This window comes from Bacillus sp. PK6-025 (genome assembly GCF_056530265.1).
The window spans coordinates 4,120,164-4,144,619 of record NZ_CP096509.1; the positions used below are offsets into that span (position 1 = coordinate 4,120,164).

23 protein-coding genes are annotated in these 24,456 nt (G+C 45.5%); 12 read left to right on the top strand and 11 right to left on the bottom strand.

Going from position 1 to position 24,456, the window contains the following annotated elements; all coding sequences use genetic code 11:
* Positions 1–456: 456 nt before the first annotated feature.
* A complete protein-coding gene (locus M1D67_RS21095) occupies positions 457–1,245 on the top strand; it encodes a formate/nitrite transporter family protein (RefSeq protein WP_020453437.1) in 789 nt (262 codons plus the stop codon).
* Between the two features lie 84 nt (positions 1,246–1,329).
* Positions 1,330–1,719, top strand: a complete 390-nt coding sequence (locus tag M1D67_RS21100) for a DUF1259 domain-containing protein (protein WP_020453438.1) — start codon at positions 1,330–1,332, stop codon at positions 1,717–1,719.
* A gap of 17 nt (positions 1,720–1,736) precedes the next feature.
* On the opposite strand, the gene M1D67_RS21105 is transcribed toward M1D67_RS21100, so the two are convergent.
* The 4 genes from M1D67_RS21105 to M1D67_RS21120 form a co-directional block, all read right to left on the bottom strand.
* Positions 1,737–3,068 carry an NAD-dependent malic enzyme gene (locus M1D67_RS21105; RefSeq protein ID WP_020453439.1) on the bottom strand — a complete coding sequence of 444 codons (1,332 nt, stop codon included), beginning with the start codon at positions 3,066–3,068 and terminating at the stop codon, positions 1,737–1,739.
* A gap of 34 nt (positions 3,069–3,102) precedes the next feature.
* The gene (gene nhaC / locus M1D67_RS21110; protein WP_026580318.1) at positions 3,103–4,500 is read right to left on the bottom strand and encodes a Na+/H+ antiporter NhaC; all 1,398 of its coding nucleotides are present in this window, start codon (positions 4,498–4,500) and stop codon (positions 3,103–3,105) included.
* Positions 4,501–4,742: 242 nt separating this feature from the next.
* Complete coding sequence (aspA, locus tag M1D67_RS21115; protein WP_256163465.1) at positions 4,743–6,170, bottom strand: aspartate ammonia-lyase; 1,428 nt, start codon at positions 6,168–6,170, stop codon at positions 4,743–4,745.
* A gap of 22 nt (positions 6,171–6,192) precedes the next feature.
* Positions 6,193–7,182: an asparaginase gene (locus tag M1D67_RS21120; protein ID WP_020453442.1), complete on the bottom strand. Its 990-nt coding sequence runs from the start codon at positions 7,180–7,182 to the stop codon at positions 6,193–6,195.
* 215 nt (positions 7,183–7,397) lie between these two features.
* Here M1D67_RS21120 and M1D67_RS21125 point away from each other — a divergent pair, with 215 nt between their 5' ends.
* The gene (locus M1D67_RS21125) at positions 7,398–7,745 is read left to right on the top strand and encodes a helix-turn-helix domain-containing protein (protein WP_020453443.1); all 348 of its coding nucleotides are present in this window, start codon (positions 7,398–7,400) and stop codon (positions 7,743–7,745) included.
* 86 nt (positions 7,746–7,831) lie between these two features.
* Here the strand turns inward: M1D67_RS21125 and M1D67_RS21130 are convergent, their stop codons facing one another.
* A complete protein-coding gene (locus M1D67_RS21130) occupies positions 7,832–8,878 on the bottom strand; it encodes a lactonase family protein (protein WP_149169724.1) in 1,047 nt (348 codons plus the stop codon).
* 205 nt (positions 8,879–9,083) lie between these two features.
* Between M1D67_RS21130 and M1D67_RS21135 the strand changes: the two genes are divergently transcribed.
* The 7 genes from M1D67_RS21135 to M1D67_RS21165 all read left to right on the top strand — a co-directional run bounded on the left by M1D67_RS21135 (position 9,084) and on the right by M1D67_RS21165 (position 15,022).
* Positions 9,084–9,773, top strand: a complete 690-nt coding sequence (locus M1D67_RS21135) for a response regulator transcription factor (RefSeq protein WP_020453445.1) — start codon at positions 9,084–9,086, stop codon at positions 9,771–9,773.
* Positions 9,770–10,750, top strand: a complete 981-nt coding sequence (locus tag M1D67_RS21140) for a sensor histidine kinase (RefSeq protein ID WP_095291338.1) — start codon at positions 9,770–9,772, stop codon at positions 10,748–10,750. Before M1D67_RS21135 ends, M1D67_RS21140 begins: the two co-directional genes overlap by 4 nt.
* A 429-nt stretch (positions 10,751–11,179) precedes the next feature.
* Complete coding sequence (locus M1D67_RS21145) at positions 11,180–11,953, top strand: ABC transporter ATP-binding protein (RefSeq protein ID WP_020453447.1); 774 nt, start codon at positions 11,180–11,182, stop codon at positions 11,951–11,953.
* Entirely contained in the window at positions 11,928–13,796 is a 1,869-nt protein-coding gene (locus tag M1D67_RS21150; protein WP_479831494.1) for an FtsX-like permease family protein, read from the top strand. The genes M1D67_RS21145 and M1D67_RS21150 overlap by 26 nt, the downstream gene beginning before the upstream one ends.
* A gap of 6 nt (positions 13,797–13,802) precedes the next feature.
* Positions 13,803–14,156, top strand: a complete 354-nt coding sequence (locus tag M1D67_RS21155) for a YxeA family protein (RefSeq protein WP_065644380.1) — start codon at positions 13,803–13,805, stop codon at positions 14,154–14,156.
* A gap of 111 nt (positions 14,157–14,267) precedes the next feature.
* On the top strand, positions 14,268–14,459 hold the full coding sequence (locus tag M1D67_RS21160) for a hypothetical protein (protein WP_268509939.1): 192 nt from the start codon (positions 14,268–14,270) through the stop codon (positions 14,457–14,459).
* 311 nt (positions 14,460–14,770) lie between these two features.
* A complete protein-coding gene (locus M1D67_RS21165; RefSeq protein WP_020453451.1) occupies positions 14,771–15,022 on the top strand; it encodes a hypothetical protein in 252 nt (83 codons plus the stop codon).
* A gap of 32 nt (positions 15,023–15,054) precedes the next feature.
* Here the strand turns inward: M1D67_RS21165 and M1D67_RS21170 are convergent, their stop codons facing one another.
* Both M1D67_RS21170 and pdxR read right to left on the bottom strand, forming a co-directional pair.
* Positions 15,055–15,885, bottom strand: coding sequence for a polysaccharide deacetylase family protein (locus M1D67_RS21170; protein ID WP_479831855.1), 831 nt, complete (start codon positions 15,883–15,885; stop codon positions 15,055–15,057).
* A 70-nt stretch (positions 15,886–15,955) separates the two neighbouring features.
* Complete coding sequence (gene pdxR / locus M1D67_RS21175) at positions 15,956–17,380, bottom strand: MocR-like pyridoxine biosynthesis transcription factor PdxR (protein ID WP_179289510.1); 1,425 nt, start codon at positions 17,378–17,380, stop codon at positions 15,956–15,958.
* Between the two features lie 94 nt (positions 17,381–17,474).
* On the opposite strand from pdxR, the gene M1D67_RS21180 reads away from it, so the two are divergent.
* On the top strand, positions 17,475–18,023 hold the full coding sequence (locus M1D67_RS21180) for a pyridoxamine 5'-phosphate oxidase family protein (protein WP_025810577.1): 549 nt from the start codon (positions 17,475–17,477) through the stop codon (positions 18,021–18,023).
* An 18-nt stretch (positions 18,024–18,041) separates the two neighbouring features.
* On the opposite strand, the gene M1D67_RS21185 is transcribed toward M1D67_RS21180, so the two are convergent.
* Positions 18,042–20,300: a glycosyltransferase gene (locus M1D67_RS21185; protein WP_479831495.1), complete on the bottom strand. Its 2,259-nt coding sequence runs from the start codon at positions 20,298–20,300 to the stop codon at positions 18,042–18,044.
* 605 nt (positions 20,301–20,905) lie between these two features.
* Between M1D67_RS21185 and cimH the strand changes: the two genes are divergently transcribed.
* On the top strand, positions 20,906–22,258 hold the full coding sequence (cimH, locus tag M1D67_RS21190) for a citrate/malate transporter CimH (protein ID WP_020453456.1): 1,353 nt from the start codon (positions 20,906–20,908) through the stop codon (positions 22,256–22,258).
* Positions 22,259–22,305: 47 nt separating this feature from the next.
* Here the strand turns inward: cimH and M1D67_RS21195 are convergent, their stop codons facing one another.
* The 3 genes from M1D67_RS21195 to M1D67_RS21205 form a co-directional block, all read right to left on the bottom strand.
* Positions 22,306–23,166 (bottom strand): glycerophosphodiester phosphodiesterase, encoded by an 861-nt coding sequence (locus M1D67_RS21195; protein ID WP_023856934.1) that lies wholly within the window; start codon positions 23,164–23,166, stop codon positions 22,306–22,308.
* Between the two features lie 142 nt (positions 23,167–23,308).
* Positions 23,309–23,578: an excalibur calcium-binding domain-containing protein gene (locus M1D67_RS21200; RefSeq protein WP_020453458.1), complete on the bottom strand. Its 270-nt coding sequence runs from the start codon at positions 23,576–23,578 to the stop codon at positions 23,309–23,311.
* A gap of 144 nt (positions 23,579–23,722) precedes the next feature.
* Positions 23,723–24,370: a hypothetical protein gene (locus tag M1D67_RS21205; protein ID WP_479831496.1), complete on the bottom strand. Its 648-nt coding sequence runs from the start codon at positions 24,368–24,370 to the stop codon at positions 23,723–23,725.
* Positions 24,371–24,456: the final 86 nt, after the last annotated feature.

A 24,456-nucleotide genomic window follows, 5' to 3' on the forward strand; every position in this document is an offset into this window, starting at 1 on the left:
GCGATTCTCTGCGCAAAGCCTTGCGGATCAAAAGAATACCGTTATATGCAATCAAACAAATTCGGCGCTTTCCTTCAGCTTGAAAACGCCTGACGGAAAGTCCTGCTATTTTGTCCAATCTGTGAAATTTTCCCTCAGCCTTTTGCGCACGTCCTTCATCTATGCTTTCATACAGCACCAGCTGATTGCACTGCGCATTTAACCTGCTTGCTGCCGTATCCCTCCCTGTCGAGCTATCTTTGAAACATCGCTCCCTCAGGCTTTTACGAATGGATGGAATATTTATTACTTAAAAATAAACAATAACGATACCTTGTTTATTCTATGAAAATCGAACCATACATTTGTTCAAACAAAATACACAAAATTTGTGAAATGTTTCACAATATCCTGCTATACTTAGGTTGTATTTATGATAGATACTTCTTAAGTAAACACTTGATGGTGGTGGAAAACATGGAATCAAAATCACTTGTTCTAGTCGAAGAGCTTGCCTTAAAAAAGCAAAGCATTTTTATGCAAAGCCCGCTTCGTTATCTTTTACGAGCTATGCTGGCCAGTATGTTTATCGGGTTCGGAGTCATTGTAGCGTTTAAAACGGGGAATCTATTTTATGTTGAACATTCTCCGTTCACATATCCAATTGCAGCAATCACATTCGGGGGCGCCATTATTCTGATCGTCTATGGCGGAGGAGATTTATTTACGGGAAATACATTTTATTATACATTGGCTGCGCTTCGTAAAAAAATGCGTTGGCCCGCTGTTATCAAGCTGTGGATGTTCAGCTATGCAGGAAATTTAATGGGCGCCGTGTTTTTCGCAGGCCTCATCTTTGCGACCGGTTTATTTAAGGATCCTTCTTCCACCGGCTTTATACTTAGCGTGGCGGAGCATAAAATGAATACACCGGTGACCGAATTGTTTTTCAAAGCGATTTTGTGTAACTGGCTAGTCTGCCTTGCGTTCTTTGTTCCGATGGCGCAAAAAGGAGACGGAGCGAAAATGTTCTCTATGATGCTGTTTGTTTTTACTTTCTTTATTTCCGGTTATGAACACAGCATCGCGAACATGGCCACTTTTGCCGTCTCTCTGGTCACCGAGCATCCGGATACGATTTCGATTGCAGGCGCAATCCATAACTTGATTCCGGTAACCCTCGGGAACCTGATCGGAGGCGCGTTTATGATGGGCTTCATGTACCACTATGCAAACAAGCCGGGCGGTGAAGAAATCATCAAATAAAAAGATTGTCCATTTTTAAAGGATTCTAAATATGCGGGTTCCCTTCATAAAATCGTGGTAACTTTAAAAATGGAGGTTCAGCAGATGCAAAGTTTTCATTCGCTTTGCCAGCAGTTTGGACATATTTTAAATGGGGAGCCGCACATTGAACACGGTGTCTGTTCTGTCAGCATCAAACGGAATTTGCGCGTCACGATTCAAGGAAGGCCAAGCCGTGGAGTCGGCATGGAAGAAGTCATGTTCGAGTCGCTCGATCAAAACGGAATCGCCTTGAATATGGCCGAAGTTGCCATTTTGCCTGAAGAAATTCCGTTGTTTACAAAAAAGCTTGTCGATCAAGGCATCATCATCAGCGCTCTCCACAATCATTGGATTTTTACAAAACCGAATATTTTATATATTCATTTTCAATCTGTAGAACCGCCGTTAACATTCGCAAGAAAAACAGCTGCCGCTTTATCCGTATTGCGATAAAGCAGCAGCTGTTTTCTTTATCCGTTCATTTTTCCCATTTCTGAAAGTGCGACCCTTTCGACTGCTTTGGCCACAATCTCGTGAACATCAGGATTCAGCGGATCAGGCACAAGATCGCCTTGTTTTGTGCAGGATGCGATCGCTTCGGCGGCCGCGACCAGCATCGGGTGGCTGATCGATTCCGCTCCGGCATTTAACACGCCCCTGAAAATACCGGGGAACCCCAGCACATTGTTGACAGACCGTCCATCCGCAGCGTAGGCTGCCCCGGCCTCGAGCGCATCCTCAGGCTCAATCTCCGGCTTCGGATTGGACAGAGCCAAAATCACCTGGCCTTCCCGAACCCATTTCTTATTGATCAATCCCGGAACGCCGGTTGTCGCGACGATGATATCGCAGCTTTCCATCAATTCTTCGATGCTTTCAGCCGCATGGCCGCCATAGTTCTCTAAACGCGCCATCGCCTCAAGCGATTTATCCGTTCCGATGACACGTTTTACCCCATATGCCATAAACATTCTGCAGATCGCGACCCCTGCCGCACCCAGGCCGATTTGGCCGACATGGGCCTGCTTCAGATCGACCCCTGCACTCTTGGCGGCTGAAATGGCGGCCGCCAGTGTCACCACCGCAGTACCGTGCTGGTCGTCATGCATGACCGGAATATTCAGGTCGTTTTTCAGGCGCTCTTCGATTTCAAAACAATGCGGTGAACCGATGTCTTCAAGCAAAATACCGCTAAATCCGGGCGCAATGTTTTTAACCGTCCGCACGATTTCGTCAGGATCATTCGTATCAAGCAGAATCGGAACTCCGCTGATGTCTGCAAGCTGGTCGAAAAGCGCGGCCTTCCCTTCCATAACAGGCATTCCCGCCACAGGCCCAATGTCTCCCAAGCCTAGGATGGCCGTACCGTCCGTTACAATTGCAACCGAATTGCCGATGCCTGTATAGATATTCGCTTTTTGCGGCTCTTCTTTAATAAGCTCGCACACATTCGCGACACCCGGCGTATACACCCGCCGCAGATCAGCGAGCGAGCGAATCGGCATCTTGCTTTTCACGCGGATTTTGCCGCCTTCATGGGCAGCCAGTACGTCGTCTGAAACGGTATGAAGATGGATGCCTTCTTTTAAGTTGCGGATCACTTCAAGGATCTCGGTAAGCTGTTCTTCATGCTCAACTTGAACCGTAATGTTCCGCATCGTATAATTCGGCCCCACCTTGATCGTTTCAACCTCTCCGATATCACCGCCGGCAAGGCCGATCGCCGTTGTCACCTTTCCAAGGTTTCCTGGTGCTGAAGGGATTTCCAGCATCAAATTCCGAATAATATTGTTGCCATTCATAACAGAATACCTCCATCAATTGTTTTAAAATCGGCTACTGAACCGGCGAGTCTTTTTTATCGGTGTACCAAATAAATTTACCTGTGTATCCGTACAAAATCGCAAGGCCGATTGAAACAAAGCTCAGCCACATGAACGGCAGATAAGAGAAGGTTGACACGCCGAGAATCCCCGCCATATATATACCGTTGTCTGACCACGGCACCATGCCTGACGTCATCGTACCGCCGACTTCCGCGTTTCTGGAGAGCACCCTCCGGTCAATTCCGAGCTTGTCATAGCTTTTCTCCATAATTTTCGGTGTTAAAATGAGCGAGACGTACATCGCGCAGCCGAACACATTCGCCAGGAAAGCGACGATAATCGTCGAGAATGTGACGTTGCCGGCAGAAGTCAGCTTTTGCTGGAATTTGGACACGATCACTTTTAGAACGCCTAAGTGCTCCAAAAGGCCGCCAAAGCCCAGACCGAGAATGATAACGACGACCGAACCGAGCATGCCTTGAATTCCTCCGCGGTTTAAGAGCTCGTCCATAAATTTGATCCCGGTGTCGATGGAAAAGCCGTTGTATGCCGTGCCAAGTGCATCCGCAAAATTCATGCCTTGGAAGACCGCAGCCCAGATCGCCCCCAAAAGTGCGCCGATCGCGATCGTCGGCACAGACGGCTTTCTCATGGCCAAAAGAACGATAACGATAACAGCCGGAGCAAGCATCCAAATATGAATATCAAACGTGTTTTGCAAAGAAGTTTTCAAAAATTCGACTTTCTGCAAATCGACATTTTTACTACCGTAAATAAATCCGGTAATGGTGAACAACACCGCCGTGATCAAATAGGCGGGAACCGACAAATACAACATCGCTCTGACATGGGTAATCACTTCGACCTTTGAAAGGGATGACGCAAGCACTGTACTATCGGAAAGCGGTGATAATTTATCTCCGAAATAGGCGCCGGACAGCACGGCTCCGGCTACAAGCGGAAGCGGTAGCCCCAGCCCTTCACCGATTGCCATCATGGCGATCCCGGCCGTTCCTACAGTACCCCAAGACGTACCTGTGGCCACAGAGGTGATCGAACAAATAATGAGCGTGGCAAGCAGGAATATGCTCGGATGGATAAACTCAAGCCCGTAATAAATCAAAGTCGGCACAACACCGCCGGCTATCCATGTACCGATCAGAGCGCCGACGGCAATCAGGATCAATATCGCTTCGAGTCCGTTTGAAATTCCGTTTGTAATCGATTTTTGCAAATCTTCATACCGGTGCCCCAGGCGCAGACCGAGCAAAATCACTAAAAACCATGAAATAAACAATGCCAGCTGAATCGGCAGATCAAATTTGACTGTAAATGAACAAACTATCGCTAAAAATGCACCTAATACACAAATGATTTCCAACATTGATGGCAACCGTGCTGTTTTCAACCTAAATCCCCCTTATTATTGAAACGCTTTCAAAATAAGCTACATAAAAATAGCAATCTGCTTCAATTTTTTCTTAAAAATTTAACTAACAACGAACAGTATACCACGAAAAAGGCTGACGCGGTACCACTTCACCGCTGTTGTCCTTTCTCTTCATAAAGTTATTGAAGGAAAGCGAAAACACTCTGTGTTTCTATCCCGGTAAAATGCTTCAGAGTGTTTTCGCGTACTGTTTTTTCAGCTTAATCCCGATTTAAAAGTTCAGCCCCGGCAATCCCCGGTTTTGTCATTTCATAAGGATTCAAAATCAGATCAAGCTCCTCTTCTGTCAACACATCGTTTTGAAGACAGAGATCGCGGACGGATTGCCCTGTTAAAATCGCTTCTCTTGCAATTCTTGCAGCTGCTTCGTAGCCAAGATGCGGGTTGACCGCAGTAATGACACCTGCGCTTTTTTCTACATATGCCTTTAAGCGTTTTTCATTCGCTTCGATTCCTGCTACACAGTGATCGGTAAACGAACGGAATCCGTTGTTCATGATGCTGATGGACTGCAGGAGATTAAAGACGAGCACTGGCTCCATCACATTCAGTTCGAGCTGTCCGGCTTCAGAAGCGAGACAAATCGTATTGTCGTTTCCGATGACTTGGAATGCGATTTGGTTGATCAGCTCGGCCATAACCGGATTGACTTTCCCCGGCATGATGGATGAACCCGGCTGTCTTGCCGGAAGAGAAATCTCAGCAAGTCCTGCACGCGGACCTGATGCCATCAACCGAAGGTCGTTGGCGATTTTCGACATGTTCATCATGCATACTTTTAATGCAGCCGAAACTTCAGTGTACGCGTCCGTATTTTGCGTCGCATCCACCAGATGGTCAGCGCCGACTAGCGGAAGACCGCTGATCTCAGCCAAGTGCTTGACAACATTTTCAATATAGCGCGGATCCGCGTTCAATCCCGTTCCAACCGCGGTAGCGCCCATATTGACTTCATACAGATGCTGACGCGATTGTTTAATCCGTTTGATGTCGCGTTCAATCACGCGGCTGTAAGCTTCAAATTCCTGCCCAAGGCGGATCGGCACTGCGTCTTGAAGATGTGTGCGGCCCATTTTAATGACGTGGTCAAAGTCGCGCGCTTTTTTCTTAAACGCGTCAAGCATGTATTCCATTGTGTCCAGCAGCTTTTCCAGCTGCTGGAGCGTTGAAATGTGAATCGCCGTCGGGAAGACGTCGTTTGTCGATTGAGACATGTTGACGTGCGTATTCGGACTCAGGTGAATATATTCGCCTTTGTTGTGGCCGAGCAGTTCAAGTGCACGGTTTCCGATGACTTCGTTCGCGTTCATATTCATTGAAGTTCCTGCGCCGCCTTGAATCGGATCAACGATGAATTGATCGTGCAGCTTTCCTTCAAGGATCTCATCAGCGGCTTGGACAATGGCATCTCCAAGGCCTTTATAAAGACGTTTTGTCTCCATGTTGGCAAGCGCGGCCGCTTTTTTCACCACTGCCAGCGCTTTGATCATTTCTTCGTGGATTTTATATCCTGTAATTGGAAAGTTCTCCGCTGCCCGCAATGTCTGAATACCGTAGTAGACATCGGCCGGAATCTTTTTTTCTCCGAGAAAATCCTTTTCCGTCCGGTATGTCATTTCAGTTTTCATTTTTTAACCCTGCTTTCTTTTTTTAGATGATGATATCGTCTGCAATTGGCGTTTCCATAATCTTTTTGACTTCAGCTTGTTGTCCGGTTTTTCCTAGTGCCCACATCAGCTTCGGAACGATCGCTTCGGTGTTCATATTCCTCGAGCGGATGATGGCATCTTGGTTTACCTTGCGGCCGACCTCGTAAATGCTCATATCCTCTCCTTCTTCAAGGCATTGTGTCGTAATCGCTACGACTACTCCGGAATCGATCAGCTCGTTCACTTTTTCTAAAATGTTTCTTTTCTCAAAAGGAATGCCGCCGCTTCCGTAGCTCTCAATCACAATACCTTTATATGAACCTTTCAGACAATCAAAAAACTCAGGCTTTAATCCGGGATGAAGCTTCACCAGACAAACATCGGTATTTAAGGAGGTATCGAGTTTCAAAGCGCCTGGCTTCACTTCGGGAACCCGTTTGTTATACTCGATCTCCTTGTCATGAATGAAAGCAACGTAAGGATAATTGATGCTTTCAAATGCATCGTAGCTTTTTGTTCTTAATTTGATCGCTCTCGTGCCTAAAATGACGCGGCCGTCAAAGACGACGTAAACTCCGCCGATACCGTCGCACGCGAAGCGGACCGCATCTTTAATATTTTTTTTCGCATCCGTTTTCTTAAATGTAATCGGAACTTGGGAACCTGTAATCGCAACAGGCTTATCAATATTCTGCAGCATGTATGAAAGCGCCGCCGAGGTGTAGGCCATCGTATCGGTTCCGTGCGTGATCACAAATCCGTCGTAGCTGCTGTAATTCTCATATACAGCCTCAGCCATCATCACCCAATGTTCAGGCTGCATGTTGGTGCTGTCTATATCCATTAAAGATTGGCAATCTATCGTATAATTAGAATGGTCATCAGATAAATAGTTGAGAAGCTCTTCCGCTTTAACCCCCGGAGCCAGTCCGTTTTCGCCTTCTACTGAAGCGATGGTCCCGCCGGTGGTCAACAGCAGTAACTTTTTCATGTGCTACACCTCTTTAAGAAGTAGTTTTATACAGTATAAAGCATGTTTTGTTTTTACGAAGAAGGCTTGATACATCAGGAATGTATACGCTTTATGCGTACCTTCAATGCAATTATAGTCCTCAAATGTGAAATAATCAAGAAACTTTATTCATTTCGCGTACACTTTTGCTGATAATGTGCTATAATCACTGTGTATTAAAAGGAGCGTAAGATATGAATTTAGATCGATTAACAACACTGAGAAAAAATAAAAAATGGTCATTGCAATATACTGCCGACCGCCTCGGTATTGCGAAAAGCACTTACGCGGGCTATGAATCGGGCTACCGCCGCCCTTCTTTAGAGGCGCTTATCGAAATCGCTGATTTATTCAATACTTCCACTGATTTTTTGCTTGGCAGAGTTGACGATCCCCGGGATGAAAAGGCTAAAAACGAAGCCATTGAACTGACGGAATGGGATAAGCTCAAGCTGGCAGTCGACGGGACGCTTCTTTCCGAAGAAGAAATCAAGCAGATGGTTGCGTTTATCAAGGTCAAAAAAGAGCTGGATGCGGGGTAAAATGACAGCGGTTAACCGCATGCTGCAAGTGTTATAAAAAGAAAAAAACTTGACTGGCCTTTTTAGCCAGTCAAGTTTTTTTGCTTTTATTGATGTAAAAATTTCACACAAACCGCTTCAGGAGCAGGAACTCCGGACTGCAAAAGCGTCAGCCGGCCCGTTGTCCAGTCTCTTTCAAACAATGTCAATGTCCCTGTTTCCTGGTTGGAAGCGATTAAAAATTGCTCTGAAGGATCAATCTCAAAGTCGCGCGGCCATTCCCCTTCAGTTGATACGTGTTCAACCAGGGAAAGTTCGCCCGAATACTCGTTGATGCTGAAGACGGCGATGCTGTCGTGTCCGCGGTTTGAAGCGTATACAAATTTGCCGTCTTTAGTGACATGGATGGCGCCGCCCTGGCTTGCACCGTCAAACCCTTCCGGCAATGCCGAAATGACTTGAATCTCCCTGAATTCACCCAAATCAGGATTGTATTCCAACACGATGACTTCATTGCTCAGCTCCGTTAATACATACGCATACTTTTCCTGCGGATGGAACTCAATATGCCTCGGCCCTGACCCCGGTGCAGTTGCGTGTTTTTTCACCGCTTCAAGCCGGTCCTCTTTCAATTGATACGTAATGATATGATCCGTTCCGAGATCGACGGCTACTGCATACTTCTCATCAGGTGTGAATCCGGAATAATGAGTATGCGCTTTTTCCTGCCTCTCATGCGGTCCTGTTCCCTCATGCTGCACTTTTGCTGAAGGCTCAAGCAAGCCGCGGCTTTCATTTAAAGGGTATACCATGATCGTCCCGTTGTGGTAATTGGCGGACAGAACATAGCGGTTATTCTGATCGACGCTGACGTGGCAAGGCGATGGTCCTTCCCCGGCCTGCTGGTTGACGAAAGTCAGCTCTCCTGTGGAGCCGTCAACACGGTATGCGGCAACCCCGCCATTATCGCCGTCTTTGACCACTGCATAGAGCATTTCATTGTCTTTGGCGATATTCAAATATGTCGGACTGCCCAGCTTTGCTGCCGGCTTTGGCGTGCTTAACGCCTTTTTTTCCGTATCAAGCTCAAATGTATAAATCCCTTCGCTGTCTGCTTTTGTATATGTTCCGATATAGCCTCTGTATTTTGCCATTTGATCCTCTCCTTTTTTGACAGTCGTCCATTCCTATTTTAACTCACAGAAACTGAATTATCATGATCTGGTATGCAAAAACCTTAAGCGCTCACATGAAAAAAAATTTTTTATGATATTCTTAACATAAGAGACCTTCACTGCCGATTTTATAATGGAATCGCTCATTTTCGGCAGCGGAGACTTGTTCATAGGAGTGTTCAAAATGACGAAAATCATGATTGTCGAGGACAGCGAAGACATTCGGAAGCTTTTATGCGATCATTTAGAAAAATACGGATACGAAACTGTTGCAGCTACTGATTTCACCTCTATCCTTGAAATGTTTCTCCAAGAGAAGCCCGATCTGATATTGCTTGACATCAATCTGCCGGCATACGACGGGTACTACTGGTGCCGGCAAATCCGCCAGCATTCGACTTGTCCGATCATTTTCATTTCAGCGAGAAGCGGAGAAATGGATCAGGTCATGGCGATTGAAAACGGCGGCGATGATTATATAGAAAAGCCTTTTTCGTATGAAGTGGTGCTCGCTAAAATTAAAGGCCAAATTCGCAGGGCATTTGGAGAATACGCCGTTAAGCAAGGAGAAAAAGTGATTGAATTTGAAGGCGTTCAGCTGTTTGTCGAACGTTTTGAGCTGCGCTGCCGGGATGAGAAGCTCGAGCTTTCAAAAAAGGAAAGCAAACTCTTGGAAGTGCTGCTTGAAAGAGGAGAAAAAGTGACAAGCAGAGACCGGTTGATGGAGAAGACATGGGAAACCGATACATTTATAGATGAAAACACGTTAAATGTCTATATTACAAGGATTCGCAAAAAATTGCGAAGCATGGACGTGCCCTTCTCAGTTGAATCAGTGCGGGGCGAAGGGTATCAGCTGAGGGCGAAATCATGAAGCTGTTCCTAAAAAACCATGCCGTTCTCATTCTTCTGTTTCTTTTTCAGGGCGGATTCGTGTTTTTTTACTATTGGTTTGCCGGAATGCAGACTTTCACCCACCTTTTTTACATTCTCGGCGTTCAGCTTCTGGCGCTGGCGCTTTATCTTTCGTACAAATGGTATGAAGAACACAGAGTCTACCAGTGGCTCGGCTCAGAACAAAAAGATACAGAAATTCCTTTTTTGGGGACGGCTGAATTTTGCTCAGAGCTCTATGAAAAACATATGGAGCTGAGCCGGCTCCACCACCGCAAAATACATGAGATGGAGTCCAAGCTGGAAGACAGGGTAACCTACATGAATCAATGGGTGCATCAGGTGAAAACACCGCTTTCCGTCATCAATCTGATCATCCAGGAAGAGGACGAACCCGTTTTTAAACAAATCAAAAAAGAAGTCCAGCAGATTGAATACGGACTGGAAACGCTCCTCTATTCATCAAGGCTTGACCTGTTTGAAAAGGATTTTAAAATTGAAGCCGTGTCACTTGGCGAGCTGCTTCATTCTCAGATTCAGCGCTATAAACGCTATTTTATACAGCATCGGGTCTATCCAAATAAACAGGTTCCCGCTGAAGACGCCGTTATTTACTCCGATCGCAAATGGCTCAAGTTTGCCGTTGGCCAGGTTATCACCAACGCTGTGAAGTATTCGTCAGGAAAAAGCGAACGCATCGATATGACGATATTCCGTAATGGCGAACGCATCATCCTGGAAATCAAAGATTACGGAGTCGGAATTCCTTCACAAGATTTGAAAAGGGTATTTGAGCCTTATTACACCGGGGAAAACGGACGACGCTTTCAGGAATCAACGGGCATCGGCCTCTACCTTGTAAAAGAGATTGCGGAAAAGCTCAATCATGATGTGAGCATCGCTTCAGAAGAAGGGAAAGGAACGACTGTGCAATTTTCGTTCCTTACAAAAATGTAAGTCTTCTTTAATAAAACCGCATAGCTCATCCACATCCTCCTTGATATGATTTGTTTACACAAACAAACGTGGCAAGGAGGATTTTTTATTTGCAATCCAAGTTTATGAAAAGAATCGACACAATTGATGATAGAGGATTCGCTTTATGCGGAATCATTTTTATGATCGACTTCAGGGCAGGCGGGCCCTCTGCCATCTGATCGCCCAAATAAACGTCACTTGTTCAGCGCTTCTACATGATCTTTTCCTTTTTGTTCGTCATTTATCGACGCGCTGAACAAAAAACGAGGCCCGCCATACTTTGCTTCTGCACACGGGCCATTCAAGCTTTTGGCTGAGAGCATTCCGAATGGGCACTGGAGTGGATGTGAAGAATCGCAACATATTGGAAGCGGGCACCCCTAAAAAGCACCGCAAAAGGAGGATATCATGACAGACATGCTGATCGTTAAAAACATCAATAAAACATATAAAGGACAAGTCTCTCATCAGGCTTTAAAAGATATTTCATTCAATGTCGAAGGCAGTGAGTTCACGGCGATCATGGGGCCGTCCGGCTCCGGAAAAACGACGCTTCTCAATATCATTTCGACGATTGACCGCCCTGATTCCGGCGACATTTTGATTCGCGGAGAAAATCCGCATCATCTGAAGAGGGCCAAGCTTGCCCACTTTCGCCGCAGACAGCTCGGATTCGTATTCCAGGATTTTAATTTGCTGGATACGCTGACGATCGGTGAAAATATCATGCTGCCCTTAACGCTTGAAAATAAACCGCTTTCCGTCATGGAAGATAAACTTCAGGCGATTGCTGAAAAACTCGGCATCGAACAACTTCTGAATAAACGGACGTTTGAAGTATCCGGCGGACAAAAGCAGCGGGCGGCCATCGCAAGAGCCGTCATTCATCAGCCCGCTCTCATCCTCGCCGACGAACCGACAGGAAACCTCGATTCGAAGGCGTCAAAAGACGTAATGGAAACGATGCAGCATCTTAATGAAAACGACAATGCCACGATATTGATGGTCACGCATGACCCTGTTGCCGCAAGTTATTGCCGGCGCGTCATTTTTATTAAAGACGGAACATTATTCAACGAAATCCACCGCGGCGCCAACCGCCAAATATTTTATGAAGAGATACTGAATGTGCTGTCCATGCTGGGAGGAAACGCCAATGACCTTTCTTCAGTTCGCTTATAAAAACGTCGTCCGGAATAAAAGAGCCTATCTTGCCTTCTTTTTAAGCAGCGCGTTTTCAGTGATGGTTTTTTTCACATTTGCGATGCTTTTGTTCCACCCCGCTTTAGAGAAAGGCTACTTAAACACCATTGCAAAGCGGGGATTATCGGTGGCTGAATGGATGATTTTCGCCTTTTCCATTCTGTTTGTGCTTTATTCCGTCAACGCCTTTCTCAAGTCGAGAAGCAGAGAATTCGGGATCCTCACCATCCAGGGAATCGCTCCGGGTCAATTGAGGAAGCTGATCACCGCAGAAAACATCATCATCGGCGTGCTCTCGATCGTTACAGGGATCATCGGCGGTCTGGTTTTTGCAAAAACATTTTTTACGATCGGCGCTTATATTTTGGAAATGGACGCTTTGCCATTGTATCTGCCTTGGAAAGCGCTGGCTCTCACAGCCGCCTGCTTTCTCATGCTGTTTATTTTGCTGTCGCAATTTACGGTTTTGTTTATTAAATCAAAAACCGTTACCAAGCTGATCAAAGGCACAGGGAAAATAAAATCTGACCCAAAACCGTCTGTTATCGTTTCGGTCATCGGCATCGGCTGCCTCGGCTCAGGCTACTGGCTCGTATTGTTCGCCGACATCCATTTTCCCCAAGCCGTCACGATCTTAATTCTGACGATCATCGGGACTTATTTCTTCTTTCGCCAAAGCAGCATTTGGCTGCTGCGGCTCTTAAAAAAACGGAAGTCATTTTATTTGCGCGGAAAAAACGTGCTTTGGGTATCCGATCTTGTCTATCGGCTGAACGATAATGCCCGTCTGTTCTTTCTCGTTTGCATCATTTCAGCCGTCGCCTTTACCGCCACTGGTACATTGGTGATTTCCAAGACTTCTATCGGAAAATTGGATTCTCGATATGAGATAGAGTACTTATTATACAGCGGGAACCAAAAGGAACAGACACACGTTAAGCTGATCGAACAAAAGTTGAAGGACGGACATTTTTCATATGAAAAGGAAGTGACAAAAGGAATTTATATGAGCTATAGCCAGGGACCCTGGGTGCTCCTGACCTCTGAAGGCGAATTCCAAAAGCACTTTAAGTCAGATTCCGGCGAACTGAAAGACGGCGAGGCGATGTATTATCCGAACGCCATCGAGGCGAAAGAAAAGCCGGAAATTCCCGAGACCTTGAACATGTTAAACAAAGATTCGAAGCCGGCAAATGAACATCTAAAAGTGAAAGGTATTAAAAAACCGCTCATTTTGTTAAACAGCGTCGTTGTCGTAAACGGCAAAACCTTCGAAAAGCTGAAAAAACAAGGCGAATTCGTCACATTGTATGGCTATAACTACAACCGCTGGAAAGAGAGCCTTGATATGATCCAATCACTGGAAAAAGATCTTAGAGAAAAAGCTCCCAATATCCGATTTCAATTTGACGCAAAGGCCAGTACTTATTTTGAAACTGTTCAGCTTCCAAGCCTGAGTCTGTTTATCGGCCTTTTTATTGCGGTTCTCTTTTTTACGGCATCCGGAAGTTTTCTCTACTTCCGCCTGTTTACCGATCTTGAAGAAGATCAGCAGCGCTACCGGTCGCTTGCAAAAATCGGCCTGAGCGAAAAGGAAATGTCGCAGAGCGTGACGATTCAATTGGCCATCCTGTTCTTCTTTCCGTTCGCTCTTGCAGCAGTTCATACGTATTTTGCGATGAAGACGCTCGAGGCGCAGAGTCTTGGTCATTTTGCAGCTCCGGTGTTGATGACGATAGGCGGATTTCTGACCTTCCAACTATTATTCTTTATGATCATTCGAAAAAGCTATTTGAAAAAATTAAAAGGATTTTTAAGGTGATAAAATATGAAAAAAACAATTTCTCTGATTACAGCCGGTTTGGCTGTTGTATGCATCGGTGCATTTCTATTAATTCATCATGAGGTGACAGACAGGTTCAATCCACTTGTGAAGAAAGAAAGCGTGTATGTCCAAATCAACAAAGACGGAAAGCACTTGAGTCCGGGCCGCTATGAGTACACGCTGGAAGGATATAATGACACTGGGAAGGAAAAAGAAATTACATTCTCCTCCAGCGGCTCCCTTCGAAAAAACGCCTACCTAAAGGTACACGCGAAGGGAAAATACGTTGAGACATGGGAAGAAGTACAGCCCGGCGATATGCCGAGTGCAGTTCGGACCAAATTGATCAGGCAGTAAAAAAACGGCGTCTAGCCGTTTTTTGTGTTACTATAATTTTACAGATTTCCGAAACTTTTTGGCCCGTTGTTCGTAGTAAAACATAAGTCATATTGGTTAGGAGGTTTTGATATGATTGTTGGAATGATCGGTTTTATCCTGGTGGGATTCTTCCTCTACGCCGCCATGGCGCCGTCCGACGGAAACAACAGCGGCAGCAGCTCTTCAACTTTCTTTGTCGGGGGTCCTGATTCATCCGGCGACAGCGGAAGTGATTTCGGTGGCGGCGGAGATTGTGGCGGCGGTGATGGCGGCGGCTGTTAAGACCCGCGGGCTGCCTTTCCCTATCTTCTGCTCGGACCCTTAGGCTGTATGCAGTTCTTGCTGCAGTCAGCCGGGTATGTTCCAGCTATCTCACTTCATCATTCATTCACCATCTAACTCCAAATACGCCATCATCAATCCAGTTGTTTAACCAGACTTCCGATTGGGAATGATGTAAAGACAGCAGATTCCCGCTCTTCAAACGATTTAAAAGTCACAATTAATCGATTCTGTTACAAAATATATAAAACTTTGCACCTACTTGTTCGATATTAAAAGAAGACATTCACAATAAGGAGGGTTTTTTCCAGATGATTTTTTTACTGGTTTTATTGGCTCTGTTTATTTTGTATTCATTCTTTTTTGACAAGAGCAACAAAAGATCTTATACAAAAGCGGCACCGAAAAGCAGAATATTGATCCGCCAGGCAGCTGCGCCGACCGGATTTTTGAGGGTCATCGAAACCGCACCCGGGCAGCCGGTAAACCGCCGAACCTCTGAAGGTATGCGTCCAAATCTGCGGCTTGTCATGAGCCCGACGGACCAAAATGAAAAAAAATAAAGAAAGCGGCATCATGATAAATGCCGTCTTTCCTATTGTATGCTGTGTTCCACCATTCTTCCAAAGGCGTCCGGCGACATTCCCGGCGAGATGCGGACCCTGTGCAGCGCATACATCCCCTGATCCCTAGCAGCCGCCCCCGGCTCTGTCGTCACCGCCATTTGATACCCCGCCTTCTCAGCCTGTTTGAGCGTTTCGGCATTATAGCGTCCAACTGGATAACTCAGCATGGTTGTGTTCTGCTGAAGCATGCCGTCAAACAATGTTTTGGAACGAGTCATTTCACTCAGCTGCTGCTCTGGAGCAAGTCCGTTCAATTCGACATGATTGATCGTATGGCTTTCGATAGCAATACCGTGTTCGGCCATTTCTTTCATTTGGCTTTCGGTTAAATGATTTTTTCTGCCGACCGATTTACCGATCATGAAAATTGTCGCCTTCATCTCATAATCTTTCAAAATCGGGTACGCTTTTTCAAAGTTATCTGTATAACCATCATCAAACGTAATCAGCACGCATTTTTCACTCGGCATTTTGTCTTGTGTTAAGACAATATAGGCTTCTTCAGGTGTCAGTGTGTAATAGCCGTTATCCTTCAGCCATTTCATATGTCCGCGGAACTCCGCCTCCGGTACGCGCAGGCTGTTTCCTGTGGAAATGCTGTGATACATGAGAATCGGAATGCGGGCGGGGCCCTTCACTTTGATCCACTTGGAGGATGGATCATGCTCCGCCTGCTGTTTTGATTGTTTTGCCGCTTTTTGAGCCGTATTTGGTTCTGTTTTTTCCTCTCCTTTTGCTTCATGACTGGAACACCCGTACAGCATTCCCATCAACATAAGCAGCAAAATGAGCAGTTTCATTTTTTTCACAAGTATTCCCGCTTTCTATCTATTGAATCCTTTTTAATATCGGTTTCGGAACGAGCATTTTTCACCGTTCCTGCTTTGATGATGAAAGCCAAGCTTTACGCAGTATGCTGATCCCTTCTTCAATTTCCGCTTCAGAAAGCCCCCCAAATCCCGCCATGACGATGGAAGAGCTGCTTTTATGTGGCTCAAGCCAGAAATCTGATACCGGATAAACTTTCACACCGAGTTTTTCCGCTTTATGTATGAGGTCTTGTGCATGTCGGTCTGTCTTCATCAAAATATGGAGCCCCGCTTTTTCGCCGATGATTTCCATGTCATTTCCGAAATGCGTTTTAATGGCCGATATTAATGTTTTGTGCTTTTCTTGATATACTTTTTTCATTTTACGGATGTGTCTTTCGAAAAAACCTTCTTTCATAAATAAAAACATCGCTTTTTGAATGATGGGTGAAGCGGACTGGCTGTAGCGGCCAAGCGTTTCTTGAAATTCATCCGCCAGCTTTGAAGGCAGAACGATATAACTCAATCTCGCTGCCGGAAGAAATGACTTTGAAAAAGTCCCTAAATAAATGACTTTTTCTTTTTTATCAAGCGCTTTTAAAGATGGAATAGGCCTGCCCTGATAGCGGAATTCACTGTCATAGTCGTCTTCGATAATGTAGGCATTCTCACGGCTTGCCCATTCAAGCAATTTCAGCCTCTTCTGTACCGGCAGGACCATTCCATACGGAAACTGATGAGATGGCGTAATATAAACGAGTTTGGCTCGGCTTGCAGCAAGCTGAAACAAATTGATCCCGTCTGTCTCGAGACCAATCGGCTGAAGTTCACATCCATGGTTGAGGAAAACGGAACGCACACCATCATATCCCGGATTTTCCGCCGCAACCAATCGGCCGTGCATTGAGAGCAGCTGGCAAAGAAGTCCGACTGCATACTGCGTACCGGAACAGATCACAATTTGCTCCGGTACACAGCGCACACCCCTTGCCTGAAATAAATACTTCGCCAATTCCGTGCGAAGGCCGAAATCGCCTTTATGATCGCCATACAAAAATAAGTCATGATCTCCACTGTCCATTGCATTCTGCAGACAACGTCTCCATGTTTTGAATGGAAAATGGCTTAAATCGATATCACCATATTTAAAATCATATGTTGCCGCTGAAGCTTGTCCTGTGTCTTTTTGTTCCCGATTGGTATGAATCTTCAATTGACTAGGCGGCATCAGTGTTTTCTCCAAGGGAAGCACTTTGATGCCGATCCTTGGCCTGCTTTCTGTATAGCCTTCTGCAGTGAGCTGCTGATAGGCGCTTTCAACTGTATTTTTGCTTAGATGCAAATGTTCGCATAAATAGCGGATCGGCGGCAAAAGAGCTCCCGCTGGGATGCCGCCGGCCTCTATTTCTTTTTTGATATATTCGTAAAGCTGTATATACAGAGGTGTTTTAAGCTGTTTATTGAGTAAAGGCGTTAACTCTATCATCATCTGACCTCATCAAGTTTTCTATTATTGTCTCTTTTTAAAGGGACAATAACAACTTAAAATCAGTTTAATAATAAAAAGGAGCGTGAATGTGATGGCTCATTCCATTCGGCAAAAACAGCTTGTCTGCACAGATGAAAAAAAGATTGATCAATTTTTAACAGAAGCGCAAACCGGTTATCTCGGCATGTCCACAGATGAATATCCATATGTCATCCCTTTGAATTTCGTCTGGAAAAACGGTTACATTTACTTTCACGGTGCATCAGAGGGACGGAAAATGGACATGCTGCAAGAAAATCCTAACGTATGTTTCACAGTCAGCGAACAATATGGAACAATGGTTCATCCCATTCCCGCTAAAACCGATACCGCTTATATGAGTGTCATTCTTTTCGGCACAGCGTCAATCATCACAGACTTAGATGAAGCAACATCCGCGATGCAGGCTCTTCTCGACAAATACGTACCAGGATACTACAGTACTCCGCTTCACAAAACACATGTTGAAAAGTACAGATCGAGTTTAGGCAGCAAAACCGTTGTCCTTAAAATTCATCCCATAAAGATAACAGCTAAAGAAAACATGCTGAATCAAAGTATGAAATTCGAAAACGGGCGGACCGTACAGGAAGACCGTTGATAAAAAAAGACCCGCAGCTTATGCTACCGGGTCTCCTATGGATTGTGCCGCATTTCCATCTATAAATTTCAATCCCGCTGTGTACCGCTTTTTCCGCTTCTTTATCCAGCAGACGAGCGCCAACCGCTGATCCAGATCCTTCTCATTGATAGAAACCAACACATGTTCATTCATCTCAAGCGGGACGCCGGATTCAATCTGACAGCCTGACAAGCTGATGTCCTTAATCATGATCTCGTGGGCGCCTTTCTCTGCATCATCGGGAAACAGCAATGTTCCCAGACCTTGAAAGGCCTCGCGGACGTGTTTTCTCTTGTATGCATCCGGGCTTTTTTCTGTTTTCATGAAAAATCGCAGCACTGTTGACAACGTATCAGCCCGCTTTTCCCGGTCGGCCTTTTTTTCATTTTCTTCATCAAACATAAAACCGATCAGTTTCACATACAGTTCCTTGTCCATCTCTTTGAAGTGCAGCCCGATTTCAATGTCTGCATCGTCTTTTGTCGTCCACATCACCCGAGCCGGCACTTTTCCGACCGCATCTATGATCAGACCGTCCACATGATAGTACATGTGCAAATCAGCCTGATAAGGCAGCCTGATACGCGCGCCCGTGTCGCTCACATCGATCAGTTCGCATTCGTGCTCATCGCCAGAAACGGTGGAAAAAGCCGCCGGCTTGTTGACTGTGAACCGTTCAGAGCTTCGAAATCTCGGCCTGTCAAAGGCAACGAGCAGCGCAAGTATGAGTCCCGTCATATTATAGAGAACCCAAAATAAATGATACGATGTGACGTTCATATCAAAAGTATGCAGAAACCAAAGTTCATAAAGAATTTTCCCGAGAGCAAACAGCGTCATTGCAAGCAGAATCGCACACGGCAGCGCCGTCGTATATTTGAATTTTAGCCGATCTGTGTTGACGCCCTTCGGTGTGACTTTAAAATCAAACCGCTTTTTAAAAATGAATTCCGACAAAGCCGATATCGCCATGTGCGGCGCCATCGATGTATCGTAAATATGACTCCAGCTCATGCTGCGCTGCCGGTCCGAAACGGCTTTAAATGAAAGGTAAGAACCTAAAAACGCAGGCAGCCAAAACGAGGTGATCGACCACAAATCGGTCTTTAAGCTATGTATGCCAAACAGCAAAAACAAGAGCGGCGCCAGGATGTAAACCATCTTAAAAACGCCGAAAAACCAAAAGAGAATACCGTCAAAATAAAGAATGCGCTGCATTGGTGTAAGACCTTTTAAGAAAAGCGGATTCCACTTCTTTCCGCACTGAATGTTTCCCCTGCACCAGCGGTCGCGCTGCTTCAAAAGATCCGTCCACGTTTCCGGCGAGAGACCGACGGCAAGCACTTCCTTGACAAAAACAGATTTAAATTTCGTTTGCAAAAGCATTCCGGTTGCCATATCCTCCGTAATCACGCCTGTCGCAAAACCGCCGATTTCCTCCAAAGCGCTTCTTCTGAAAACCGTATTGCTGCCGACGTACATGACGGCATTAAAACGGTCTTTCCCGGCCTGGAGCCTGCGCATAAAAAAGTCCTGCTCATTCGGAATGTTCGCACCGGAAAATAAGTTGTACTGATAAGGATCTTCATTATAGAAGGCCTGCGGCGTTTGAACAAAAGCCACTTTTTCCTTCTTAAAATAGCCGACAGTTTTCTGCAAAAATGAAGGGAGCGGAACCATATCGGCATCCATCGTCACAATCAGTTCCCCGTTCGAGCAGCTCATCGCATGGTTTAAATTCCCCGCTTTTGCATGCTCATTGTTTGGCCTTGTAACGTAATGAACGCCAAGTTCCTCAGCCAGTTTTTGAATATCCGTCCGCCTTCCGTCATCACACAAATAAATGTTGACAAGCTCTTTTGGATAGTCGAGGCTCAGACAGCCTGCCACTGACTTTTTCAGCACATGGCGCTCCTCGTTATAAGTTGCAATGAGAATATCAACGCTCGGCCAATGGTCTTGATCGCCCAGCGTTTCCGGCTCCCGCTTCCTTTCCTTCCATACTAGCGTATAAAAGATCAAGAGCTGTAAAAATCCGATACATTCAGTTGCAATCAGGATCACGCCCATCACGATGTCGGCAGGGCGAGAGACAGGCAGTGTATAGCCGAACCGCCAAACAATATACACGCCGTTCGTCATAAGACACAATATGATTAAAAATTTCTTGAAACGCGGATTCATCCAAGATCCCAAAAAACCGATGAGAATAAGGGCAATCATTGCGACGGGATAGCAGTGTAAGATAAATTCCATTTTCTTCTCCTTATGTGCTGATAAAAAACCCTTCGGGAAGGGTTTCTCTAAAATTTCCCTCCATTTCATTCTTTTGCACTCGAATATATTACCACCTTTAGACCTAAATTTCCTTAAAAATAATAAAAAAACATATCTAATTGTCTTTTAAACGCGAAAAATATAAGACTATAGACTCTCTTCCAAAAAATCCATAAGGCTCACGTTGATAACCCTTCACATATATGCCACCTCAAGATTGAATCTTTTGTCGCAAACGTCCTCTGTCTCTTCGGAGACGGGAGCTGAATGTATCAACGGTTCACACAGAAAAAAAGGTCTCTGCTCCTAAATGTTTGATTTATTTTTGACGGATTGACAGCTTTTTTGTGTCGATTTTGATTCCAGTAAAAGGAGATTCGGGAATTACCGCATCAAAAAAAGCCTGCACAAGGCCATTAAACAGTGTCCAGACACGTCTTTAACCAAATGGACCCGCTCTAGATCATCATGTGAAAACAGCTAGGTCTTCCTGCACGGTTGTCTGAATTTTGATTTTTTTAGTATACTTAATTTAGTTAAATAACTCAGAGCAAAGGGATAACAAAAAGGATGGGGGAAAGAAAATGGAAGCAAAACCAAAGGTACAACATATACCGATTCAAACAACGAAAGAACCGGATGAAAATTTTTTTGCAAGAGCAATGAATGTTAAAATCGGCATCATTCCGCTGCCCGTATACTTGCTGCTCTTCGCTTTGATTGTGACGTTTGTCTATATGCACGATCTGAAAAGCGACATTTTAACTGCTATTGCGGTTACGGGCTTTTTCGGATTCACCTTCGCCCAAATCGGAAAGTCGCTGCCGCTTCTTCGTTCTGTCGGCGGTGCCGCTATACTTGCGACATTTATTCCTTCAGCTATCGTCTATTACCATCTCATTCCCGATGATATTATCAAATCAACAACTGAATTTACAGAAAACTCAAACTTTCTTTATTTGTTTATCTCAGCCATTGTAGTGGGAAGCATTTTAGGGATGAAAAGAGAAACGCTGGTCAGGGCGTTCATTAAAATTTTCATTCCGCTGATCGCAGGGACAATTGCCGCAGCGGCAGTCGGTCTGACAGTTGGTACAATGCTCGGCCTCGGATTTCAGCATACGCTGCTGTACATTGTGATTCCGATCATGGCCGGAGGGGTTGGCGAGGGAGCCATTCCGCTGTCCATCGGCTATTCGGAAATCATGCACATGTCACAAGGGGAAGCTTTTGCACTTGTCATTCCTTCCATTATGTTCGGAAGCTTAAGCGCTGTCATTTTGTCTGGGGTTTTAAATGTAATGGGGAAGAAAAAGCCTGAATGGACAGGCAACGGAAAAGTCGACCGTTTCGAAAGTGGGGACGCACTGCCGCTTGAAAGCCGCGACAAAGACAAAGAAAGCGTTTTTAACCTTTCCCACTTTGCATCGGGAGGCATTCTTGCCGTCTCATTATATTTGGTCGGTATGCTTTCACATGACTTGTTCGGATTTCCAGCACCCGTCATGATGCTTCTCTTGGCTGTTGCCGTGAAACTGTTTCGTTTGGCTCCGGCGAATTTGGAAAACGGCGCCTACGGCGTGTCACGTTTCTTTTCAACTGCTGTGACATATCCGCTGCTTTTTGCCATTGGCGTCTCCATGACACCGTGGGACAAGCTGATCGCTGCTTTTAATATTGCCAATATTATTACGATCGTATCTGTCGTGATCACGATGATAGCCGTCGGCTTTTTTACAGGAAAGTGGCTGAACATGTACCCGATCGAAACCGCGATTATCAATGCCTGCCATTCAGGTCAGGGCGGAACGGGGGACATCGCCATTCTCAGCGCCGCCGAGCGCCTCGAGCTCATGCCGTTTGCTCAGGTATCCACAAGAATCGGCGGAGCGATAACCGTTACACTGACATTGCTGCTGTTAGCCCAGTTTTATTGATGAATGAAAAAGCCTGCAGAGCAAACTGCAGGCCTTCTGTTTAGTATCTAGCGTACTTTTTTCGGAACATAGTCGGGAAAGTCTGTCACAATCCCGTCCACGCCAGCCTTTAAAAGCGGAGGCACTTCATCGCGGGAGCGGACGGTCCATGGGGTAATTTTCATGCCGAACGCATGAATCCTTGGCACAAGTGTAGGATCAGCGGCCACATTTTTTAAGTTGGCGTTCACATATTTGGCATAGCCGGAAAATGCCTTGAGCTTTGCATCTGTTAAGTCCGCTGTTTTTGACGTTAAGACACCTGTCGGCATTGATGGGAGCAGCTGATGAATTTTGTATACAGAGTTGAAATCAAACGATTGTACAATAATTTTTCCGTTTTTAGGCTTATCCATTCTCCGCTCTTTCAATGCCGCTGATACTTTTTCTTCGATTCCCGGATAGCGTGCAGGTTCTTTCAATTCGATCAGCATTCCGATCTTTCCTTTATACCGGTCAAGCACTTCTTCAAATGTCGGAATGCGTTCCCCGGCGAACTGCGGCCCGAAGTAGCTGCCAGCATCAAGCTTGCGCAGCTCGGCAAGCGTCAAGTCCTTTACGGCGACCGGCAGCACTGAGCCGATGTCTGTCGTACGGTTTACAGTTGTATCATGAATGACGACAAGCTCCCCGTCCTTGGACATTTGAACATCCAGCTCGATATAATCCGCTTTCATCTGATGCGCCTTTTCAAAGGCAGCCATCGTGTTTTCCGGCGCATATCCCGAAGCACCTCTGTGCGCAATGACAGCCACTTTTTTAGGCTTCGCCGCCGGCTCTTGCGCTCCCGCGTCCGGTGCAAACAGTGCTGACCCGATAGAAACCCCGATCAATGAAGATAACATCAATTTCTTTAATAAAGCTGACACATCATCCACTCCCCTTTTGCTCTTCTCTTGCCAAAGTATAGGTTCGCACTGTTAAGATTATGTTTCAGCAGTCTTTAATTTTCATAAATTTCCTGATAAACAAAAAAAGACCCCCTCAGCAAGAGATCTTTTTTTGGATATATCAGCGCTCACAGGCAATTTTGTCTTTATCGCGGTCCAGCTTTTTATTGGCGTCATAAAGCGCTTTTGAAACATACGGCTTGTACTTCGTTTTTCCGCCTTTGTTTTTGACCGACTTCGAACGTGCGACGCCGCCTTTATAGTCTTTGTTTAAAGCTTTGCAGTTTTTGTACGTTTTTACCTTCGTTTTTGCTTCTGCCACATCGCCGGCACCCCAGGAAAAACCGATGATAAGACCGGCAGACAAAAGACCCGCTGCTATTTTTTTCATCCCGTTTAACCCCTTTCGTCTATTTCTTATGTATCTTTTACCATGATAAAATATTTTTCTTATTCACTCAAGAAAAATATGACATTTTATTGAATAAAAAGTATGTATTGCACAAAGGACTTTTCACACAAAAAACCGGCCGCGTTATGCGCCGGCTTCATCAACATATTGATGTTCACAAGTCTTTTTCAAAACAGCGTGAATCTCATAGGCCAATTCCTTCGGATGGATGCACAGCATGTCTTCCAAAGGACTGTTCCAGTTCCCGTTCTTAATCAATTTCAGCGCATAATGGCCGGCCGGACTGCACTCGGGATACCACTCTATATCGAGGAGGAGGCATTCTTCCTCATGCCGCAGCTTCAAAAGATCCCGTTTGAAATCTGACCGCCAGGCCTTGCTGTCAGGCGCCAATTCATCGGGGTTTGTATCGGTTAATGAGTGATGCACAACCGTCCAACCGGCCGGGATTCTAAGCCTCAGCAAATTGCGGGCGCCGCCAGAGGCGCGAATCCTATCTTCCAACCGTTCGACCAGCTGTTCATACGGCGTATCTGAATCTTCACTGACCAGCGTTTGATCAGCATTTAGCATCCTGATAACGTACTTCAGTTCTCCAGCATATTCAACTTGTACCATTTTACCGGAGGTTTCATTCTCCAAGGTGAAGAGCGTACGGCGGGGATCGCGAATCGGCTTTTGATACAAATGATTTTCTTTCACTGTCCAGCCGGCCGGCACCATTAAAGGATGCAATTTAAAAAAATACTGAGATTTGGTCAACGGTCTCACATCCTCTATCCTTGTTCTGTCCTCTTTCCTATCAATCTATGTGCCGGGCCGGCTTCTTAGAACAACGGCGGACCAGCCTCACAAAA

Excerpts from the sequence above, each read along its gene's own strand:
- M1D67_RS21095 (WP_020453437.1), top strand. The coding sequence starts at position 457 with ATGGAATCAAAATCACTTGTTCTAGTCGAAGAGCTTGCCTTAAAAAAG.
- M1D67_RS21100 (WP_020453438.1), top strand. The coding sequence starts at position 1,330 with ATGCAAAGTTTTCATTCGCTTTGCCAGCAGTTTGGACATATTTTAAAT.
- M1D67_RS21105 (WP_020453439.1), bottom strand. The coding sequence starts at position 3,068 with ATGAATGGCAACAATATTATTCGGAATTTGATGCTGGAAATCCCTTCA.
- aspA (WP_256163465.1), bottom strand. The coding sequence starts at position 6,170 with ATGAAAACTGAAATGACATACCGGACGGAAAAGGATTTTCTCGGAGAA.
- M1D67_RS21120 (WP_020453442.1), bottom strand. The coding sequence starts at position 7,182 with ATGAAAAAGTTACTGCTGTTGACCACCGGCGGGACCATCGCTTCAGTA.
- M1D67_RS21125 (WP_020453443.1), top strand. The coding sequence starts at position 7,398 with ATGAATTTAGATCGATTAACAACACTGAGAAAAAATAAAAAATGGTCA.
- M1D67_RS21130 (WP_149169724.1), bottom strand. The coding sequence starts at position 8,878 with ATGGCAAAATACAGAGGCTATATCGGAACATATACAAAAGCAGACAGC.
- M1D67_RS21135 (WP_020453445.1), top strand. The coding sequence starts at position 9,084 with ATGACGAAAATCATGATTGTCGAGGACAGCGAAGACATTCGGAAGCTT.
- M1D67_RS21140 (WP_095291338.1), top strand. The coding sequence starts at position 9,770 with ATGAAGCTGTTCCTAAAAAACCATGCCGTTCTCATTCTTCTGTTTCTT.
- M1D67_RS21145 (WP_020453447.1), top strand. The coding sequence starts at position 11,180 with ATGACAGACATGCTGATCGTTAAAAACATCAATAAAACATATAAAGGA.
- M1D67_RS21150 (WP_479831494.1), top strand. The coding sequence starts at position 11,928 with ATGACCTTTCTTCAGTTCGCTTATAAAAACGTCGTCCGGAATAAAAGA.
- M1D67_RS21155 (WP_065644380.1), top strand. The coding sequence starts at position 13,803 with ATGAAAAAAACAATTTCTCTGATTACAGCCGGTTTGGCTGTTGTATGC.
- M1D67_RS21160 (WP_268509939.1), top strand. The coding sequence starts at position 14,268 with ATGATTGTTGGAATGATCGGTTTTATCCTGGTGGGATTCTTCCTCTAC.
- M1D67_RS21165 (WP_020453451.1), top strand. The coding sequence starts at position 14,771 with ATGATTTTTTTACTGGTTTTATTGGCTCTGTTTATTTTGTATTCATTC.
- M1D67_RS21170 (WP_479831855.1), bottom strand. The coding sequence starts at position 15,885 with ATGAAACTGCTCATTTTGCTGCTTATGTTGATGGGAATGCTGTACGGG.
- pdxR (WP_179289510.1), bottom strand. The coding sequence starts at position 17,380 with ATGATAGAGTTAACGCCTTTACTCAATAAACAGCTTAAAACACCTCTG.
- M1D67_RS21180 (WP_025810577.1), top strand. The coding sequence starts at position 17,475 with ATGGCTCATTCCATTCGGCAAAAACAGCTTGTCTGCACAGATGAAAAA.
- M1D67_RS21185 (WP_479831495.1), bottom strand. The coding sequence starts at position 20,300 with ATGGAATTTATCTTACACTGCTATCCCGTCGCAATGATTGCCCTTATT.
- cimH (WP_020453456.1), top strand. The coding sequence starts at position 20,906 with ATGGAAGCAAAACCAAAGGTACAACATATACCGATTCAAACAACGAAA.
- M1D67_RS21200 (WP_020453458.1), bottom strand. The coding sequence starts at position 23,578 with ATGAAAAAAATAGCAGCGGGTCTTTTGTCTGCCGGTCTTATCATCGGT.